The organism is Ruegeria sp. CDSA089 (genome assembly GCF_059612205.1).
Genome location: NZ_JBXWQD010000001.1, coordinates 576,193 through 592,664 on the forward strand (window position 1 = coordinate 576,193; position 16,472 = coordinate 592,664).

At 58.7% G+C, this 16,472-nt stretch carries 16 protein-coding genes; 3 read left to right on the forward strand and 13 right to left on the reverse strand.

The features are described 5' to 3' along the window. The first annotated feature begins 104 nt into the window (after positions 1-104). On the forward strand, positions 105-2,795 hold the full coding sequence (gene acnA, locus AC2FJ6_RS02920) for an aconitate hydratase AcnA (protein ID WP_170770434.1): 2,691 nt from the start codon (positions 105-107) through the stop codon (positions 2,793-2,795). 111 nt (positions 2,796-2,906) lie between these two features. Here acnA and AC2FJ6_RS02925 read toward each other — a convergent pair whose 3' ends face one another. The 10 genes from AC2FJ6_RS02925 to yajC all read right to left on the reverse strand — a co-directional run bounded on the left by AC2FJ6_RS02925 (position 2,907) and on the right by yajC (position 9,898). Continuing rightward, entirely contained in the window at positions 2,907-3,446 is a 540-nt protein-coding gene (locus AC2FJ6_RS02925) for a DsbE family thiol:disulfide interchange protein (protein ID WP_170782651.1), read from the reverse strand. Then, positions 3,439-3,597: a heme exporter protein CcmD gene (gene ccmD / locus AC2FJ6_RS02930; RefSeq protein ID WP_170770430.1), complete on the reverse strand. Its 159-nt coding sequence runs from the start codon at positions 3,595-3,597 to the stop codon at positions 3,439-3,441. Before ccmD ends, AC2FJ6_RS02925 begins: the two co-directional genes overlap by 8 nt. Then, on the reverse strand, positions 3,594-4,367 hold the full coding sequence (locus AC2FJ6_RS02935; protein WP_170770428.1) for a heme ABC transporter permease: 774 nt from the start codon (positions 4,365-4,367) through the stop codon (positions 3,594-3,596). The genes ccmD and AC2FJ6_RS02935 overlap by 4 nt, the downstream gene beginning before the upstream one ends. Before the next feature lie 61 nt (positions 4,368-4,428). Further along, complete coding sequence (gene ccmB, locus AC2FJ6_RS02940; protein ID WP_170770426.1) at positions 4,429-5,085, reverse strand: heme exporter protein CcmB; 657 nt, start codon at positions 5,083-5,085, stop codon at positions 4,429-4,431. Beyond that, positions 5,082-5,696, reverse strand: a complete 615-nt coding sequence (gene ccmA / locus AC2FJ6_RS02945) for a heme ABC exporter ATP-binding protein CcmA (RefSeq protein WP_170770425.1) — start codon at positions 5,694-5,696, stop codon at positions 5,082-5,084. The genes ccmB and ccmA overlap by 4 nt, the downstream gene beginning before the upstream one ends. 146 nt (positions 5,697-5,842) lie before the next feature. After that, complete coding sequence (locus AC2FJ6_RS02950; protein ID WP_170770424.1) at positions 5,843-6,196, reverse strand: Mth938-like domain-containing protein; 354 nt, start codon at positions 6,194-6,196, stop codon at positions 5,843-5,845. A 9-nt stretch (positions 6,197-6,205) separates the two neighbouring features. Then, on the reverse strand, positions 6,206-6,964 hold the full coding sequence (locus tag AC2FJ6_RS02955) for a sulfite exporter TauE/SafE family protein (protein WP_170770423.1): 759 nt from the start codon (positions 6,962-6,964) through the stop codon (positions 6,206-6,208). Then, positions 6,945-7,913: a protein translocase subunit SecF gene (gene secF, locus AC2FJ6_RS02960; RefSeq protein WP_170770422.1), complete on the reverse strand. Its 969-nt coding sequence runs from the start codon at positions 7,911-7,913 to the stop codon at positions 6,945-6,947. The genes AC2FJ6_RS02955 and secF overlap by 20 nt, the downstream gene beginning before the upstream one ends. Before the next feature lie 2 nt (positions 7,914-7,915). After that, positions 7,916-9,577, reverse strand: a complete 1,662-nt coding sequence (gene secD / locus AC2FJ6_RS02965; protein WP_480874388.1) for a protein translocase subunit SecD — start codon at positions 9,575-9,577, stop codon at positions 7,916-7,918. 33 nt (positions 9,578-9,610) lie between these two features. Next, positions 9,611-9,898 (reverse strand): preprotein translocase subunit YajC, encoded by a 288-nt coding sequence (gene yajC, locus AC2FJ6_RS02970; protein ID WP_170770420.1) that lies wholly within the window; start codon positions 9,896-9,898, stop codon positions 9,611-9,613. Positions 9,899-10,099: 201 nt separating this feature from the next. Here yajC and AC2FJ6_RS02975 point away from each other — a divergent pair, with 201 nt between their 5' ends. Beyond that, positions 10,100-11,761 (forward strand): mechanosensitive ion channel family protein, encoded by a 1,662-nt coding sequence (locus AC2FJ6_RS02975; RefSeq protein ID WP_496668335.1) that lies wholly within the window; start codon positions 10,100-10,102, stop codon positions 11,759-11,761. Positions 11,762-11,833: 72 nt separating this feature from the next. After that, on the forward strand, positions 11,834-13,126 hold the full coding sequence (gene serS, locus AC2FJ6_RS02980; RefSeq protein WP_480874395.1) for a serine--tRNA ligase: 1,293 nt from the start codon (positions 11,834-11,836) through the stop codon (positions 13,124-13,126). 53 nt (positions 13,127-13,179) lie between these two features. Here serS and AC2FJ6_RS02985 read toward each other — a convergent pair whose 3' ends face one another. The 3 genes from AC2FJ6_RS02985 to der all read right to left on the reverse strand — a co-directional run bounded on the left by AC2FJ6_RS02985 (position 13,180) and on the right by der (position 16,444). Then, positions 13,180-13,752 carry a helix-hairpin-helix domain-containing protein gene (locus AC2FJ6_RS02985; protein WP_170770415.1) on the reverse strand — a complete coding sequence of 191 codons (573 nt, stop codon included), beginning with the start codon at positions 13,750-13,752 and terminating at the stop codon, positions 13,180-13,182. Positions 13,753-13,828: 76 nt separating this feature from the next. Next, on the reverse strand, positions 13,829-14,815 hold the full coding sequence (locus tag AC2FJ6_RS02990; RefSeq protein ID WP_170770413.1) for a fatty acid desaturase: 987 nt from the start codon (positions 14,813-14,815) through the stop codon (positions 13,829-13,831). 165 nt (positions 14,816-14,980) lie between these two features. Next, positions 14,981-16,444 (reverse strand): ribosome biogenesis GTPase Der, encoded by a 1,464-nt coding sequence (der, locus tag AC2FJ6_RS02995; RefSeq protein WP_170770411.1) that lies wholly within the window; start codon positions 16,442-16,444, stop codon positions 14,981-14,983. Positions 16,445-16,472 lie beyond the last annotated feature (28 nt).

Sequence of the window (16,472 nt, forward strand, 5' to 3'; positions counted from 1 at the left end):
AATTGCCGCAGGTGGGCTGTTGGACCTTGAACCGGCGGCTTGGGTGATGCAGATACCCCTCAGCGAATCCCATATTCCACGTCATTTGAGAGGGAGGCCACTAGATGCCCATCAAAGTCGGACAGGATACCGCCAAGACACGCCGCAGCCTGAGCGTGAATGGCAAGTCCATTTCCTATTATTCCATCCCCGCCGCACAAGAGGCCGGTCTGGGTGATTTCTCAAACCTTCCCGCCGCGCTGAAAGTGGTGCTGGAGAACATGCTGCGGTTCGAGGATAACGGTTTCTCGGTCTCGGTCGACGACATCAAGGCCTTTGCCGAATGGGGCGCCAACGGCGGTAAGAACCCGCGCGAGATCGCTTATCGCCCTGCCCGCGTTTTGATGCAGGACTTCACCGGTGTTCCGGCGGTTGTCGATCTGGCCGCAATGCGTGACGGCATCAAAGGACTGGGCGGCGACGCACAGAAGATCAACCCACTGAACCCAGTTGATCTGGTCATCGACCACTCGGTCATGATTGACGAGTTTGGCAACCCGCGCGCGTTCCAGATGAATGTGGACCGCGAGTATGAACGCAACATGGAACGCTACCAGTTCCTGAAATGGGGCCAGAACGCCTTTAACAACTTCCGCGTTGTGCCCCCCGGAACCGGCATCTGTCACCAAGTGAACCTGGAATATCTGGCCCAGACCGTCTGGACTGACACCGATCAGGACGGCAACGAAGTCGCCTACCCTGACACGCTGGTCGGCACCGACAGCCACACCACCATGGTCAACGGCATGGCCGTTCTGGGCTGGGGTGTTGGCGGGATCGAGGCCGAAGCCGCGATGCTGGGTCAGCCAATCTCGATGCTGATCCCCGAGGTTGTGGGCTTTGAGCTGACCGGCGATCTGGTCGAAGGCACCACCGGCACCGACCTGGTTCTGAAGGTCGTCGAGATGCTGCGTGAAAAAGGTGTTGTCGGCAAATTCGTCGAGTTTTACGGCGAAGGTCTGGACCGCCTGCCGCTGGCCGACCGCGCGACCATCGCCAACATGGCTCCCGAATACGGCGCGACCTGTGGCTTCTTCCCGATCGACGGCGAGACCCTGCGATACCTGCGCAACACCGGCCGTGACGAGGACCGAATTGCTCTGGTCGAAGCCTACGCGAAAGAGAACGGCTTCTGGCGCGATGCGGACTACGCACCGATCTATACCGACACCCTGTCGCTGGACATGGGCACCATCGTTCCTGCGATCTCGGGTCCAAAACGCCCGCAGGACTATGTTGCACTGACCAACGCCAAGGCCGCTTTCACCAAGGAAATGGAAGAGACTTTCAAGCGTCCCATGGGCAAGGAAGTCGTCGTCAACGGCGAGGACTACACCATGGAATCGGGCAAGGTCGTGATCGCCTCGATCACCTCCTGCACCAACACTTCGAACCCCTATGTGATGATTGGCGCGGGCCTTGTGGCGCGCAAAGCCGCAGCGCTGGGTTTGAACCGCAAACCTTGGGTCAAAACCTCGCTGGCTCCTGGGTCGCAGGTTGTGTCAGCCTATCTTGAGGCCGCTGGCCTGCAAGAAGATCTGGACAAAGTGGGCTTTAACCTCGTGGGGTATGGCTGCACTACCTGTATCGGTAACTCGGGCCCCATTCAGGCGGAACTGTCCGAAGCGATCGCTGAAGGCGATCTGGTCGCCACGTCGGTGCTGTCGGGCAACCGGAACTTCGAAGGACGCATCTCGCCTGACGTTCGCGCCAACTATCTGGCCTCGCCGCCGTTGGTGGTGGTCTACGCGCTGGCAGGCACCATGGATATCGACCTGACGTCCGAGCCGATTGGTCAGGATCAGGACGGTAACGACGTCTTCATGAAGGACATCTGGCCATCGGCCCAGGAAGTCGCTGAACTGGTTGAACAGACCGTTACGCGTGAGGCGTTCCAATCGAAATATGCCGACGTCTTCAAGGGCGATGAAAAGTGGCAGGGCGTAGATGTTCCGCAGCAGGAAACCTATGATTGGCCCGCGACATCGACTTACATCCAGAACCCGCCCTATTTCCAGGGCATGGGGGCCGAGCCGGGTACGATTTCGAACATCGAAGGTGCCAAGGTTCTGTTAATCCTGGGTGACATGATCACCACCGACCACATCTCACCGGCCGGATCGTTTGCAACAACCACGCCTGCCGGCAAATACCTGACCGACCGTCAGGTGCAACCGCGCGAGTTCAACTCGTACGGGTCCCGTCGTGGCAACCACGAGATCATGATGCGCGGCACTTTTGCCAACATCCGTGTCAAAAACGAGATGCTAGACGGTGTCGAGGGTGGTTACACCAAAGGCCCCGATGGCGAGCAGACCTCGGTTTATGAGGCGTCGATGGCCTATCAGGAAAAGGGCACCCCGCTGGTTGTCTTTGGTGGCGAACAGTACGGTGCGGGTTCTTCTCGTGACTGGGCGGCCAAGGGTACGGCTCTGCTGGGCGTCAAGGCCGTGATCGCCGAAAGCTTTGAGCGTATTCACCGCTCGAACCTGGTTGGCATGGGCGTCATTCCGTTTGAGTTCACCGGCGGTGACACACGCAAGTCGCTGGGTCTGAAAGGGGACGAAACGGTCTCGATCCACGGTCTGGACACGATCCAGCCGTTGCAAGAGGTGCCCTGCACGATCGTCTACGGCGATGGGTCCGAGAAGACCATCACCCTGAAGTGCCGCATCGATACCGCGCCCGAAATCGAGTATATCGAAAACGGTGGCGTACTGCACTACGTACTACGGAACCTTGCAAAGGCCGGATGACCGGAATTTGTGCATATAGAATAAGAAAGGACGCCTAAGGGCGTCCTTTTGTTATTTGCGAGGCTCTGCCTGGCGCTCCGAGGTATTTTTGAACAGAAGAACGGGCGGGCTTTATTTGCCTGCAGCTTTTTCCAAGGCTGGGCGGATGGTGCCTTCGATCACGCGTTGGGTGATGGGTCCGGCAAAGCGCAGGATTATGGTGCCTTCGCCGTTGATGACATAGGTCTCGGGTACGCCGTAGACGCCCCAATCGAGGCCCATTCGGCCCTGTTCGTCGCGACCGATGCCAGTGTACGGATCGCCGAGTTCGGTCAGGAAGTCTTCGGCATTGTCCAGTTGGTCTTTGTAGTTGATGCCGTAAAGCGGGATGCCTTCGTCGGACAGGGCCTGAAGGTTAGGGTGTTCCACACGACATGGGGCGCACCAGCTGGCCCAGTAATTGACCAGTTTGACATTCCCGTCGCGCAGCGTGGCGTCGTCGAAATTGGGTTTGCCTTGAAATTCGGTCAGGACGACCGGTGGCGCGGGCTGGCCTTCGCGGGCGGATGGCAACGCGTTTGGATCGTCGCGGAACATGCCGATGCCGGCCAGAACGGCAAAGGCGCCAAAGATCAGCGGTGGCGCGATCATCAGAGGCGAGATTTTAGCCATTGCGGGTCATCCGTTCTTCGAGTTTTTCCATCTCGGTCCGAACCTTGCGGCCGCGCATCACGCTGAACAGGATCAGCGCTGTCAGAAGTCCGATTGAAACCACATAGGACCACAAGACCGTGTCGGCGTATTTTCCAAGATCGGGGATCATCCATTTACCCTTTCCCGTGCCAGCAACGCCTTGATCCGGCGCGCGCGAATTTCCGTACCCGTGCGGTAGAGCACCAGCGCGATGAACAGTAGAACAAACCCGATGATGCACAGAAGCAGCGGGTAGAAATAGATGTTGCTGACTTTTTCCTCGGTATCCGCCCCGGTAATGGCAGCTGCACGCATCACCGATGCGCCTTGGTGCAGACCCTGATTCCAGAAATTCACCGCATAGCGGCTGAGGATCGCAAAAACCGAGCCCACCAGACACAGGACCGAGGTCAGGTCGGCGGCGGTGTCGGGGTCTTCGATCGCTTCCCACAGGGCGACATAGCCCAGATAAAACAGGAATAGGATTAGGAAGGAGGTCAGGCGCGGATCCCAGGCCCACCAAGTACCCCACATGGGCTGACCCCAAATCGCGCCTGTCGCCAGTGCGATCAAAGTCATCACGATGCCGATTGGCGCAGCAGCACGGGCGGCCAGAGCGCTGACATGGTGGCGGCGCACCAGCCAGACCAGCGAGGTCGCCAGCATCATCAGCCAACAATTGATCGCCATCAGCGCCGCCGGAACATGCAGGTAGATGATCTTGACGGTCGAGCCTTGTTTATAGTCATCCGGCGTGAAGAAAAACCCCCAGATCAGCCCCACCACGATGCACGCGATAGAGGTGATCCAGAAGAACGGCATCACCCGTTCGCTGGTCGCAAGGAACTTGCGCGGGTTGGCGTATTCCCAGAGGGCATTGGCTTTGGCTGCGATAGACATGGGCCTTATCTAGTCCGAGTCGGGTTCGTTCTCAATTGACCTTGGTCAAAGTTTGAGCACGTCACCGAAGGTTGATGCGTAAAACGGCGGCGCTGGCAAAGGGCAGCAGTGCGATTGTGGCGGCGGTGATCCCCGCCAGCATGAGCAGCGGGGTCTGGGTCTCCATCCCCGTGGCGCCACGGCGGGCCACTTCAGCGCCGAAGATCAGCGTGGGCACGTAAAGCGGCAGGACCAACAGCGACAACAGCAAACCGCCGCGTTTCAGGCCGACGGTCAGGGCTGCGCCGAAGGTGCCGATGACGCTCATGGCGGGGGTGCCGATCAGCAGCGAGATCACCAGCCACGAAAAGCCCGGCACCGGCAGATTCAGCAGCACGCCCAGAAACGGCGCGGCCAGAACCAGTGGTAGGCCTGTGGTCAGCCAGTGCGCAAGCGCCTTGATCGTAACCACGGCTTCCAGCGGCAGCGGTGCCGTGGCCAGCAGGTCGAGCGAGCCGTCCTCCCAATCCAGCGCTAACAGGCGGTCGAGCGACAGCAGGCAGGCCAGCAGTGCGCCCAGCCAAAGCACACCAGGCGCGATAGTCGAAAGCAGAGAGGATTGCGGCCCGACCGAGAATGGCACCAGCACGGTCACGATCAGGAAGAAAGCCAGCCCAAGGCCGAAGCCCCCTCCGGCGCGGAAGGCCAGTTTCAGGTCACGCAGCAGCAAGGCGATCACAGGAAGCCTCCGTCGAAATCGTCGATGGGTTTGGGTTTGGCCTTGTTGGGGCCGACATCCAGAACCTCTCCGTCAAGGCCCAAGTCTATATGAGTGGCGATCAGGGCTGATCCCCCCTGCCCCAGGTGCGCGCGCACGGCGTCGGCGAACATTTTCACTGCGTTCTGGTCCAGCGAGACGGTGGGTTCGTCCAGCATCCAGATCGGTCGCCCTGTAACCAGCATCCGCGCCAGCCCCAGCCGCCGTTTCTGTCCCGCCGACAGGTTGCCTGCGTTGCGGTCGGCCAGATCATTCAGAGCGAAGGCGTCCAGCGCCGGTTGTATGCCTTGCGTGCCAAAGACCGAGGCCCAGAAACTAAGATTTTCGACAACCGTTAGCGTGGGTTTCAGCCCGTCGGAATGTGAGGCATAGGCGATCTGATCCTCGGCCCCTTCGATGCGGCCATGCAGCGGCGGTTGCAACCCGGCCAGCGTGCGCAGAAGGGTTGTTTTGCCGATCCCATTGGGACCGCGCAGGATCAGCGCTTTGCCTGCGGGCAATGAAAAGCTGAGCCCTTCGAGCACGGGAATGCCACCACGGGTGATGGCCAGATCGGTCACGGTCAGTGTCATAGCGCTCGCTTAGCGGATTGTGGGGGCGGACAAAAGGTCGGAATTGACGCAGAGCTTTAGACGGAACGCGATGTGGTTGGGGTGGGAGTGAGGGGCCAGCCCCTCACGCTCCCCGGGATATTTTTGGCCAGATGAAGGGAGATCCGTCAGACCGGGAGCGCGGCAAGGGCGATGCGGCGACCTTCGGAGAGCAGTACGTTGTAGGTTCGGCAGGCGGCGGGGGAATTCATGATCTCGACCCCGATACCCGCATCTTCAAGCGTGTTACGCAGTTTGGCGGGAATATGTGCCAGCTCTGCCCCGGTGCCGATGAACAGGACGTCAATGTTGGCGGCAAGATCGAGGAGCGGTTGGGCATCCTCATAGCCCCGCCATTCCGAGGTGCCGGTTGGGCCGGTGAGAACCGCGCCGTGAAAGAGCGCGTCGCCCACGCGGAAGAAACCGGGGCCGTAGCCATCGACAGGGGTGGCGTTGGTATAGGTGATCTCGTTCAGGCGCATGGGTGCGTTCTAGCCCCAAAGTGGTAGGCCCGACAAGGCCGCAACGGCAATCACCAGATACGCGGCAGCTCGGTAGAGCCTTTCGTGTTCGGGGCGGAACAGTTTGCCGCCCAGCCAATTGCCGATCAGGTTTGGCACAGCAAGCAGCAACCCCAGAAGCGCGGCCATTCCGGTCACCCGCCCCATACCTGTGAGGTAGCCCAGTAGCAGAAAGTCGAAGGCAAATAGGAATAGTAGAATGGTGGCGCGGATGACCGTCACTTGCAGTGGGCGGGACATGTAGAACAGTATGACCGCTGGACCAGGCAGGCCTGCCACGCCTCCAAGAAATCCTGCAGCGCAGCCGATGCCGACCACCATCGTGCGGCTGACATAGCCGTGATAGCGCAGACCTAGGATCAGGACCGCCAGCATCGCGATCGACAGGAGGCTAACCGCGTACCGAAAGACATTCACGTCGACCTGCGTCAAAATCCAAAGCCCAAGTGGCAGGATCAGGGCGCACCCGGCCACCAGCCGGATCAGGTCGCCCCGGTCAACCTCGCGCCACGCACGGCGCAGGTTGGGGAGCGGACCGAAGATATCCATGATGGTCAGCCCAATCAGCGCGCCGAACGGGCCCAGAAAAGGCGTTGCGATAGGCAGGAAGATCAGCGCCGTGCCAAAGCCGGAAAACCCACGCACGATGCCGCTGAGGAAGGCGGCGCATAGAATAGTGGCCAGCCCTGTGGGGGACTGGCCAAAAAGATCAGGCGTCGATGTTTGCAAACTGGTTGCCCGCCGTGTTCGACGGTTTGGACCAGTCGCGTTTGACCCCCAGCCACAGCAGGATGGTCGAGGCTACGAAGACCGAAGAATACGTCCCGACGATCACGCCCCAGATCATCGCGAAGACGAAGCCACGGATGACGTCTCCGCCCAACACATAAAGCGAGATCAGCGCCAGCAGGGTTGTCACCGAGGTCATGACCGTCCGGCTGAGGGTCTCGTTGATCGAGATGTTGAGGACCTCTTTTAGGTCTTTCTTTTTGTATTTGCGCAGGTTCTCACGCACCCGGTCAAAGACAACCACCGTGTCGTTCAGCGAATAGCCCACGATGGTCAGCAGCGCAGCGATGATCGCCAGATCGAACCGGATTTGCAGTTCCGAGAAGATGCCGATGGTCAGGATCACGTCATGCACAAGCGCGGCCACCGCCCCCAGGGCAAACTGCCATTCGAACCGTAGCCAGATATAGACCAGCACGGCCCCAATCGCGAGGACAACGGCGATCACGGCGGTCTGGATCAGCTCACCCGAAACCTTGGGACCGACGGATTCAACGGACACAAATTGGATATCGGGGGCTGCCGCCTTCAATGCCTCTTCCACAGCCGTTACTGTTGCGGCCGAGACCGCTTCGGCTTCCGCCTGCGCCTGAACGCGGATCATGGCGACGTTTTCGTCCTCGCCAAAGGTCGGGTCGAAAATCTCGGTGATTGTGACATCGCCCAGTTCAAGCGGAGCGATGGCGTCGCGATAGGCACCCACGTCGATCTCTTGCGCCGATTGGGTGCGGATCGTGGTGCCGCCCCGGAAGTCGATGCCGAAATTCAGGCCCTGCAACATGAAGGACGTAAAGGCCAAGACCATCATCAAGCCGGAAATACCCAGCCAAACCTTCCAGCGGCTGAAGAAATCGAACGAGGTTTCTTGAGGGACAAGTTTCAGTCTCATGATCAAACCTCGATCGTTTTCGGGCGGCGCCGTTCGAACCAAATCACGATCATCAGGCGCGTCACGAAAATCGCGGTGAAGACCGAGGTGAGGATGCCCAGACCCAGAGTGATGGCAAAGCCCCGCACCGGTCCGCTGCCCATGGCAAACAGGATTGTCGCCGTGATGAATGTGGTGACGTTTGCGTCCAGAATTGCCGACAGTGCCTTTTCATAACCCAGCTCAATTGCACGGGCCGGACCTCGGGCGGATTTCAGTTCCTCGCGGATACGTTCAAAGATCAGCACGTTGGCATCCACCGCCATACCGACTGTCAGCACGATCCCCGCGATCCCCGGCAAGGTCAACGTCGCCCCGATCAGTGATAACAGACCGAACAGCAGCCCGACGTTCAGGATCAACGCGATATTGGCGAAGATACCGAACAAACCATAGCTGAGCGCCATGAAGACCAGGACGGCAACAAAGGCCACGATGGTGGCCACCTTGCCTGCGTCGATACTGTCTTGTCCCAGCTCGGGGCCGATCGTGCGTTCTTCAAGGAACTCCAGCCCCGCCGGCAGCGCACCTGCGCGCAGCAGGACGGCCAGATTGGTGCTTTCCTCAACCGTGAAATTGCCGGTGATGATGCCCGAACCACCCGGAATATGGCTTTGGATCACCGGGGCCGAGATCACTTCGTCATCAAGCACAATCGCAAAAGGCGCACCGATGTTCTCCAGCGTGTAGTCGCCGAATTTACGGGCACCGGACGTGTTAAAGCGGAAATTGACCGCAGGGCGGCCGTTCTGGTCGAACGCGGGTTGGGCGTCGACCAGTTCCTCACCCGTCACTACGGGGGCGGATTCCAGAATGTAATACACACCGTCTTCATCAAGCGAAGGGACGACCTCTTGCCCGATGCCCGGCGCGGTATCCGCATCGGTCGTGCGGCCAGCAACCGGATTGAAGGTCAGTTGCGCAGTGGTTCCGATGATCTCTTTCAGCTCACCCGCGCTGCCGATGCCAGGCACCTGGATCAGAATACGATCCGCGCCCTGGCGTTGAATGGTGGGTTCACGCGTGCCGACCTCGTCGATACGACGGCGGATGATCTCAAGCGACTGTCGAACGGTGCGATCATCCGAGGCCAGCTTCTCGGCATCCGACAGTTGCACGACGATGGTGTCGCCTTCGGCGCGGGCTTCGATATCAGTGGCCCCTACCCCGGACAGCGTCTGCACCTGCCGGGCTAGGCCACGCACGACTTCCAGTGCGCGCGCCATGCCTTCGGGCTGACTGATACGCACCCGAATCTCATCTGGGGCTGAGTTCTGACGGCGGATGGTGCCTACGGTCGCCCGCTCATCCCGCAGCGCGTCGCGGATTTCAGGCCACATGGCATCCATACGGGATTCGTAGACATCGCCGACCTTAACCTCGGCCAGCAAGTGCGCACCGCCCCGCAAGTCAAGGCCCAGATTGACCAAGGACGACGGCAACCAGTTTGGCCACTGCGCCGCTTCGGCCTGCATCTCGGGCGTGTCGATGCCAAGCTCGATCGCGGCCTTGGCATCGTTGGATTGTTCAACGCGCGTGTAAAACGCATTCGGCAGGGCCATCAGCAGGCCGGTCACGCAGACCAGCCAGATCAGAACCCGCTTCCAGGTATCAATGTGCAGCATTACCCTGCCTTTTCAAGGATTTGACGCGCGACGTTACTTCGCCGGTTCAGTCTTGTTCAGAACCTGCGCGATGGTCGATTTGACGACGCGAACCTTGACACCCTCGGCCAGTTCAACCTCGATCTCGTTCTCGCCTTCCTTGACCTTCGACACTTTGCCGATCAGGCCACCCTGCGTGACCACCTGATCACCCCGGCGCACAGCTTCGACCATGGCCTGATGTTCCTTCATCTTTTTCTGCTGAGGACGGATCAGCAGGAAATACATGATCGCAAAGATCAGGATCAGCGGGAGAAACTGGGCGATTGCGCCACCTTCCATGGGATATTCCTTTTGGTTTGGTGTTTGCGGAGGGCCCGCAAATTTTGCGAGAACCTATTCTTTGAACTGACTGTTTGCAAGGAATGGCGGTACAGGTTTTTGCACCGAAACTCAGATAATGCGCAAAGATTTGGCCAAGCGTTGCAGTTAAGTCCTAGAAACAAGCGCTTGCGTCGATATAGTTGAACCGCGGGAGGTCCAATGGCGCACATTCATCTGAAACTGGGATTGCTATTTCAGATACTGGTCACGACCCTGTGGGTTGGCCTTTGTGCGGCGCCTGCTTCTGGTCAGGAAACTGTCGAAGCACCTGTCGAAAACGAAGAACAATCCGAGACCTTCAAAGCACCCGTTATCGTCGACGGCGATACTCTGTTTTTCTTACGTGGTTCCAGCGCACTACCAGCATCGGAACGCGCCGAAGCAGTACAGGAAAAAATAATAGAAGCGGCCGAAGCTTCAGATAACCTTGAAGTCACAATCACTTATGAGGATACTGAACTCGGTACACGCATACTGGTCGACGGACTTTCGGTATCGGTTGTGACGGTCGCCGACGCGGAACTCGAGCAGATTGAACTGGAAGTTCTCGGTTTTCTCCACGGCGAGGCCATCGAGCAAGCTATCTTGGCCTACAGGTCCAATCGAACTGATCAAGCGCGAGTTTCCGGAGCGATCGAAGCCACCGCATGGACAATAGGCTTTGGTGTCTTTGTAGCCATCATCCTTTGGCTGCATCGCAGGATCAGACGCAAAACGCTGAAATTCGTACAACGGCATCTGAAGGACGTGGAAAACGCCACCGCAAAAAGCGTTCAGGCTGAAGCGATTGCCGCACTGGTTCGATATACCCTGAATTTCGTCCTGCTGGTGATCTTCTTTCTGGGTTTCTACTATTATCTGTCCTTCGTCCTACTCGCCTTTGCCGAAACACGGTACTTCGCGCAGCTTCTGCTGACTTACCTGACTGAGCCTGTTCTACTGATCTTCAAGGGCATCCTTAGTTACATCCCCAACTTGATCATGCTGGGTCTAATCAGCTGGGTCACGGTTTATATCATTCGGGGCATGCGGGTGTTCTTTGACGCCGTTGAGGCCGGGTCCTTCGATCTGGGGGATTTTGAGAAACATTGGGTGAGCCCAACCTTCAACATCGCGCGTGTCGTCGTCATCCTGATCGCGCTGGTCTTTGCCGTTCCTTACATTCCGGGATCAGATTCGGCTGCCTTTCAAGGCCTGACCATTCTGGTGGGCGCAATGCTGTCGCTGGGCGCAAACTCGGTCGTTTCAAACATGCTGGCGGGGCTGTTTGTGATCTATCGCCGCTCGACCTCGATTGGGGACCGCATCCAGATTGGCGATCACATTGGCGACGTGGTGCAGATCAAGCTGATGGAGACGCATCTGAAATCCATCAAGAACGAACTGATCTCGATCCCCAACGCGCAGTTGATGAACTCGGACGTGGTGAATTTTTCCAAGAAAACCGATGGCAGCGGGCTGTTACTGCACACCACTGTCGGCATCGGCTATGAGGAACCGCCCGAAAAGGTCGAGGCCATGCTGATCGAGGCCGCCCGCCGAACCAAAGGGATCAAAGCCAAGCCCGAACCCTTTGTTTTGTGGACGGCTTTGGCCGATTACGCGATCAATTACCAGATCAACGGCTATAGCACGCGGGGCAGCATCATTCCCAAGATCCGATCCGACCTGCACCGCAATATCGTGGCCGTTTTTAATGAAAACGGCGTACAGATCATGACCCCATCTTACATGGCTGATCCACCCGAACCCAAGATCCCGGTCGGAGAATGGGATGGCCATCTGGCGCATGAATCCCACGAGGGCGCGGATAAGTCGTAACCGGTGCTACACCCTGCCTTTCAGATGGTGCATAAGCGGTCTCAGTGATTCACGCATTCAAGGATCTGAGACATGCACGACATCCGCGCCATTCGCGAAAACCCCGCCGCCTTCGACGCCGCCCTTGCGCGCCGTGGGGACGCGCCGGTGTCGTCGGACCTGCTTCGGCTGGACGAAAGCCGCCGTGCGAAAATTCTGGCAGCTGAGACCGCTCAGGCCGAACAGAACAAGGCCAGCAAAGAGGTCGGCGCCGCCAAAGCGCGCGGCGATGAGGCCGAGTTCGAACGTCTGCGCGGGCTAGTCGCCGAGAAAAAGGCCGAGATCGCCCAAATGCAGACCGAAGCCAAGGATCTGGACGCTCTGCTGACAGACCAGCTGATCCGCATCGCCAACCTGCCTGCCGAGGACGTGCCCGAAGGCGCGGATGAAAATGACAATGTCGAGGTCAATCGCTGGGGCACCCCACGCGAACTGGACTTTGCCCCGAAAGAGCATTTTGAGATCGACGCCGTGCAAAACGGCATGGATTTCGAGACCGCCGCGAAATTGTCAGGCTCGCGTTTTGTGCTGCTGTCCGGCGGCGTCGCACGCATCCACCGCGCGCTGGCGCAGTTCATGCTGGACACGCATATCAACGAGAACGACCTGACCGAGGTCAACGGCCCCGTTCTGGTTCTGTCGGAAATGATGCAGGGCACTGGTCAGCTGCCGAAATTCGGCGAAGACAGCTATCAGACGCGCGAAGGCTGGTGGCTGATCCCGACGTCCGAGGTCTCGCTAACCAATATCGTCAACGACACGCTGATCGAGGAAAACTACCTGCCCCGCCGCTATACCGCGCATTCGCTGTGCTTCCGGTCCGAGGCCGGTTCTGCCGGCAAAGATACGCGCGGGATGCTGCGTCAGCACCAGTTCGAGAAGGTCGAGATGGTCTCGGTCGCGCATCCGGACAATTCCGACGACGAGCAGAAGCGCATGTTGCGCTGCGCCGAAGGGATTCTGGAAAAGCTGGGCGTGCCCTATCGCACCGTGATCCTGTGTACCGGCGACATGGGCTTTGGCGCGCGCCGCACCTATGACATCGAAGCCTGGCTGCCCGGTCAGGATACGTACCGCGAGATCAGCTCGGTCTCGACCTGTGGAGACTTTCAGGCTCGTCGCATGAACGCACGCTTTCGTCCCGAAGGCGGGGGTAAGCCGGAATATGTCCACACGCTGAACGGCTCGGGTCTGGCGGTGGGGCGTTGCCTGATTGCAGTGCTGGAAAACGGCCAGAACGCCGACGGCACCGTCACCCTGCCCAAGGTGCTGGCTCCCTATCTTGGTGGCAAGCTGACACTGCAACTGGACGGCAGCTTGGCATAAGAAAACCGGCGCGCCACAGCCGCCGGTTCGCAAATCTCAAAGGCGAGGAAGGGTTACTTCTTCGCCTTTTTCTTTTCTTTCTTCTTGTCTTTGTTCTTGTCGTCTTTTTTCTTCTTGTCCTTGGACTTGTCGTCCTTTTTGGACTTTTTGTCCTTCTTCGCCTTTGCCTTCACCTTGTCCTTGGCTTTCGAGAACACGGCCTCCATCTCGGCGCGTTTTTTGGCGGCCTTTTCCGCTTTGGCTTTGGCCTTGGCTTTTTTCCGTGCTTTGGCTGCGGCGGCATCTGCGGCTGCTTTTTCCTCGGCCGCTTTGCGGGCCGCCGCCTCAGCCGTTTTTTCGGCAGCGGCCACCGTCTTGCGCGCGACCGGTTTACGCGCCGCCGGTTTGCGCGTCGATGTTCGGCGTGCGGCTGGCTTGGTGGCAGCCGGCTTGACGGCTGGTTTGGTCGAAATCGCCTCTTTCGCTGCAGCGATCAGCAGCGGCGCACGCGCGACACCAATTCGGGGGACCTTGACCAGATCGGCAGGGCTTGCCTTGGCGATGGCTTCTGCGGTTCTAAAACCGTTTGCCGTAAGCGCTTGTCCTAGCGCTTCGCCCACACCTTTAACGTCGGTCACTGAGGTCATTCCTTGTCCTTTCTGTATCTCCAAGCAGATGTATATACACTGAATATACAGATCCGCAAGCCGTATGATCCCAGACCTAACTGCTATGGGCCAAGTTGGCTGTTTGTCGTTTCTTTGGGAACGGCACCAGGCGTTTGGCGTCTTCGTCCCACAGTTTGAGGTTCAATGCCGCCACCGCTTCGGGGAACTTGATCCGGCGCGGCGTGTATTCGGGCGGTAGGTTGTAGTGACATTCCCGCAGTCGGTAAGACGGGATACGCGCGTTGAAATGGTGGATGTCATGCAACGTAATGCAGGCCACCGCGTTGTCGAACCACCAACCGAAATCCAATGCGGACGACCCCTGCAAAGCCGCCAGTTTAGGGTCCAGGTCAGGACGCCGATCCCAATAGGTATCCTCAAAATTATGCTGGAGATATACAAGGAATACGCCCAGCATCCCACCCAGCAAAGAGAAGACAAGCCACACCAGAATGCCGGTACTGCCCGCTATCAGGTACAGCAGCCCCAGAAACACGATGATAGACAGGTTGTGCAGAACGACACCGGTCACACCGAACCGCATCGTGTTCTTGGGCCAGCGATAACGGATGAAATAGGTGAACAATGCGCCCACTGGGACAAGGATGAACGGATTGCGGTAAAGGCGATAGAACAAACGGGTTTTCCAGTCCGCCTTAGTCCACTCGCGCACTGTCATCGTGTGAATTTCACCGGTTTCGCGATGTTCCAGGTTTCCGATTCCGGAATGGTGCAGATTGTGGTTCTGCTTCATCACTTCGAACGGGGCAAAGGTGAAAGGTGACAGCCCATGCCCGGCCCATTCATTTTGTAGACGTGTTTCGAAAAGGGAATGGTGGCCGCAATCGTGCTGCAAGACATACAGGCGCACGGCGGCAAATGCGAAAACAATCCCGGCGGGGACCATAATATACCAGCGATCCACATAAGCGATGGCCAGCGCAAGCGATGCAAAATACACCGCGAAAGTCCCAAAATAACTGAGAGCCGCCAGCCGGTTGTCCTGCACCGCATATTGTCGCGTGTATTCTCTTAGATCCATCCAGCCCGCCCCTCACGATGGCCCGGTTTAATATCAATTTGAAATTAAGCGTGGAATTCTCACATGCAACCCGCACGCGCGAAAACAAATGCACGCCAGTGAATGCTAGCGTGCAGTTTGGGGCCTGTCACGCCCCTCAGCCGAAAATGCTGCGATTTGGCGCGGTTACGCGCGCCCTTTGAGATGTTTGGCCAAAGCACCGGCGTTTTTCTTACGCCGTCCTTTGTAGGGGTTCTTGTCGCCTTGGCCGCGCAATGTCAGGCGGATGGGCGTACCGGGCATGTCAAAAACCTCGCGCAAGCCATTGATCAGATAGCGGTTATAGCTTTCGGGCATCTTGTCGGGATGCGAGCACATCACCACAAACCCCGGCGGGCGGGTTTTGGCTTGCGTCATATAGCGCAGCTTGATCCGGCGGCCCTGCGGTGCCGGCGGTGGGTGCTGTTCCAGCATCGCAGTCAGCCAGCGGTTCAGCGCAGCCGTGGGCACACGGCGATTCCACACATTATGCGCACGCAGGATGGCCGCACGCAGACGTTCCAGACCCCGGCCCGTCTTGGCGGACACCGTGATCAGAGGCGCGCCGCGCAGTTGCGGCAGCAGCCGTTCAAACGACTCCTTGAGGTCGCGCAGTTTCTCCTGCTTGTCCTCTTCAATATCCCATTTGTTCACTGCGATGACGACCGCGCGACCTTCGCGCTCGGCCAGATCGGCAATACGCAGGTCTTGCTGCTCAAATGGAATTGCTGCGTCCAGCAGAACTACCACGACCTCGGCGAACTTCACCGCGCGCAACCCGTCGGAAACCGAGAGCTTTTCAAGCTTTTCCTGCACCTTGGCCTTTTTACGCATGCCTGCCGTGTCGAAAATCCGCATCGGCGTGCTGTCGCCATCCGGGTCGGCCCAGTCTACCCGAAGGCTGATCGCGTCGCGGGTGATCCCGGCCTCGGGGCCGGTTAGCAGACGATCTTCGCCCATGATCTTATTGATCAACGTAGATTTTCCCGCATTCGGGCGACCTACAACAGCCACCTGCAACGGCTTAGCTGCGGTGATCAGAGGGGTTTCACCCTCACCATCCTCATCCAGTTCGATATCGGTCTGGGGGGCGTCATCGACGGCCTGCTCCTCGGCTGCATCAGCCAGAGGCATCAATTGGGTATACAGGTCCGTCATCCCCTCGCCATGCTCGCCCGACAGTCGGACGGGTTCGCCAAGGCCAAGGTTATACGCCTCAAGCACACCGGCATCCGCGGCTGACCCTTCAGCCTTGTTCGCCGCAAGGATCACATGTTTCGAGCGTTTGCGCAGGATATCCGCAAAAAGCTCATCGGTCGGCGTCACGCCCACGCGTGCGTCTATCATGAACAGACAGACATCGGCCATGTCCACTGCACGTTCGGTCAGGCGACGCATCCGGCCCTGCAGGCTGTCATCGGTGGCGTCCTCAAGCCCGGCGGTATCAATCACGGTAAAACGCAGATCGGCCAGACGCCCTTCGCCCTCGCGCAGGTCGCGCGTCACGCCGGGCTGGTCGTCGACCAAGGCCAGACGTTTGCCCACAAGGCGGTTGAAAAGGGTGGATTTGCCCACATTCGGGCGCCCCACGATGGCGAGGGTCAGTGACATGACATTCAACTTTCAAGACTCAGACGCG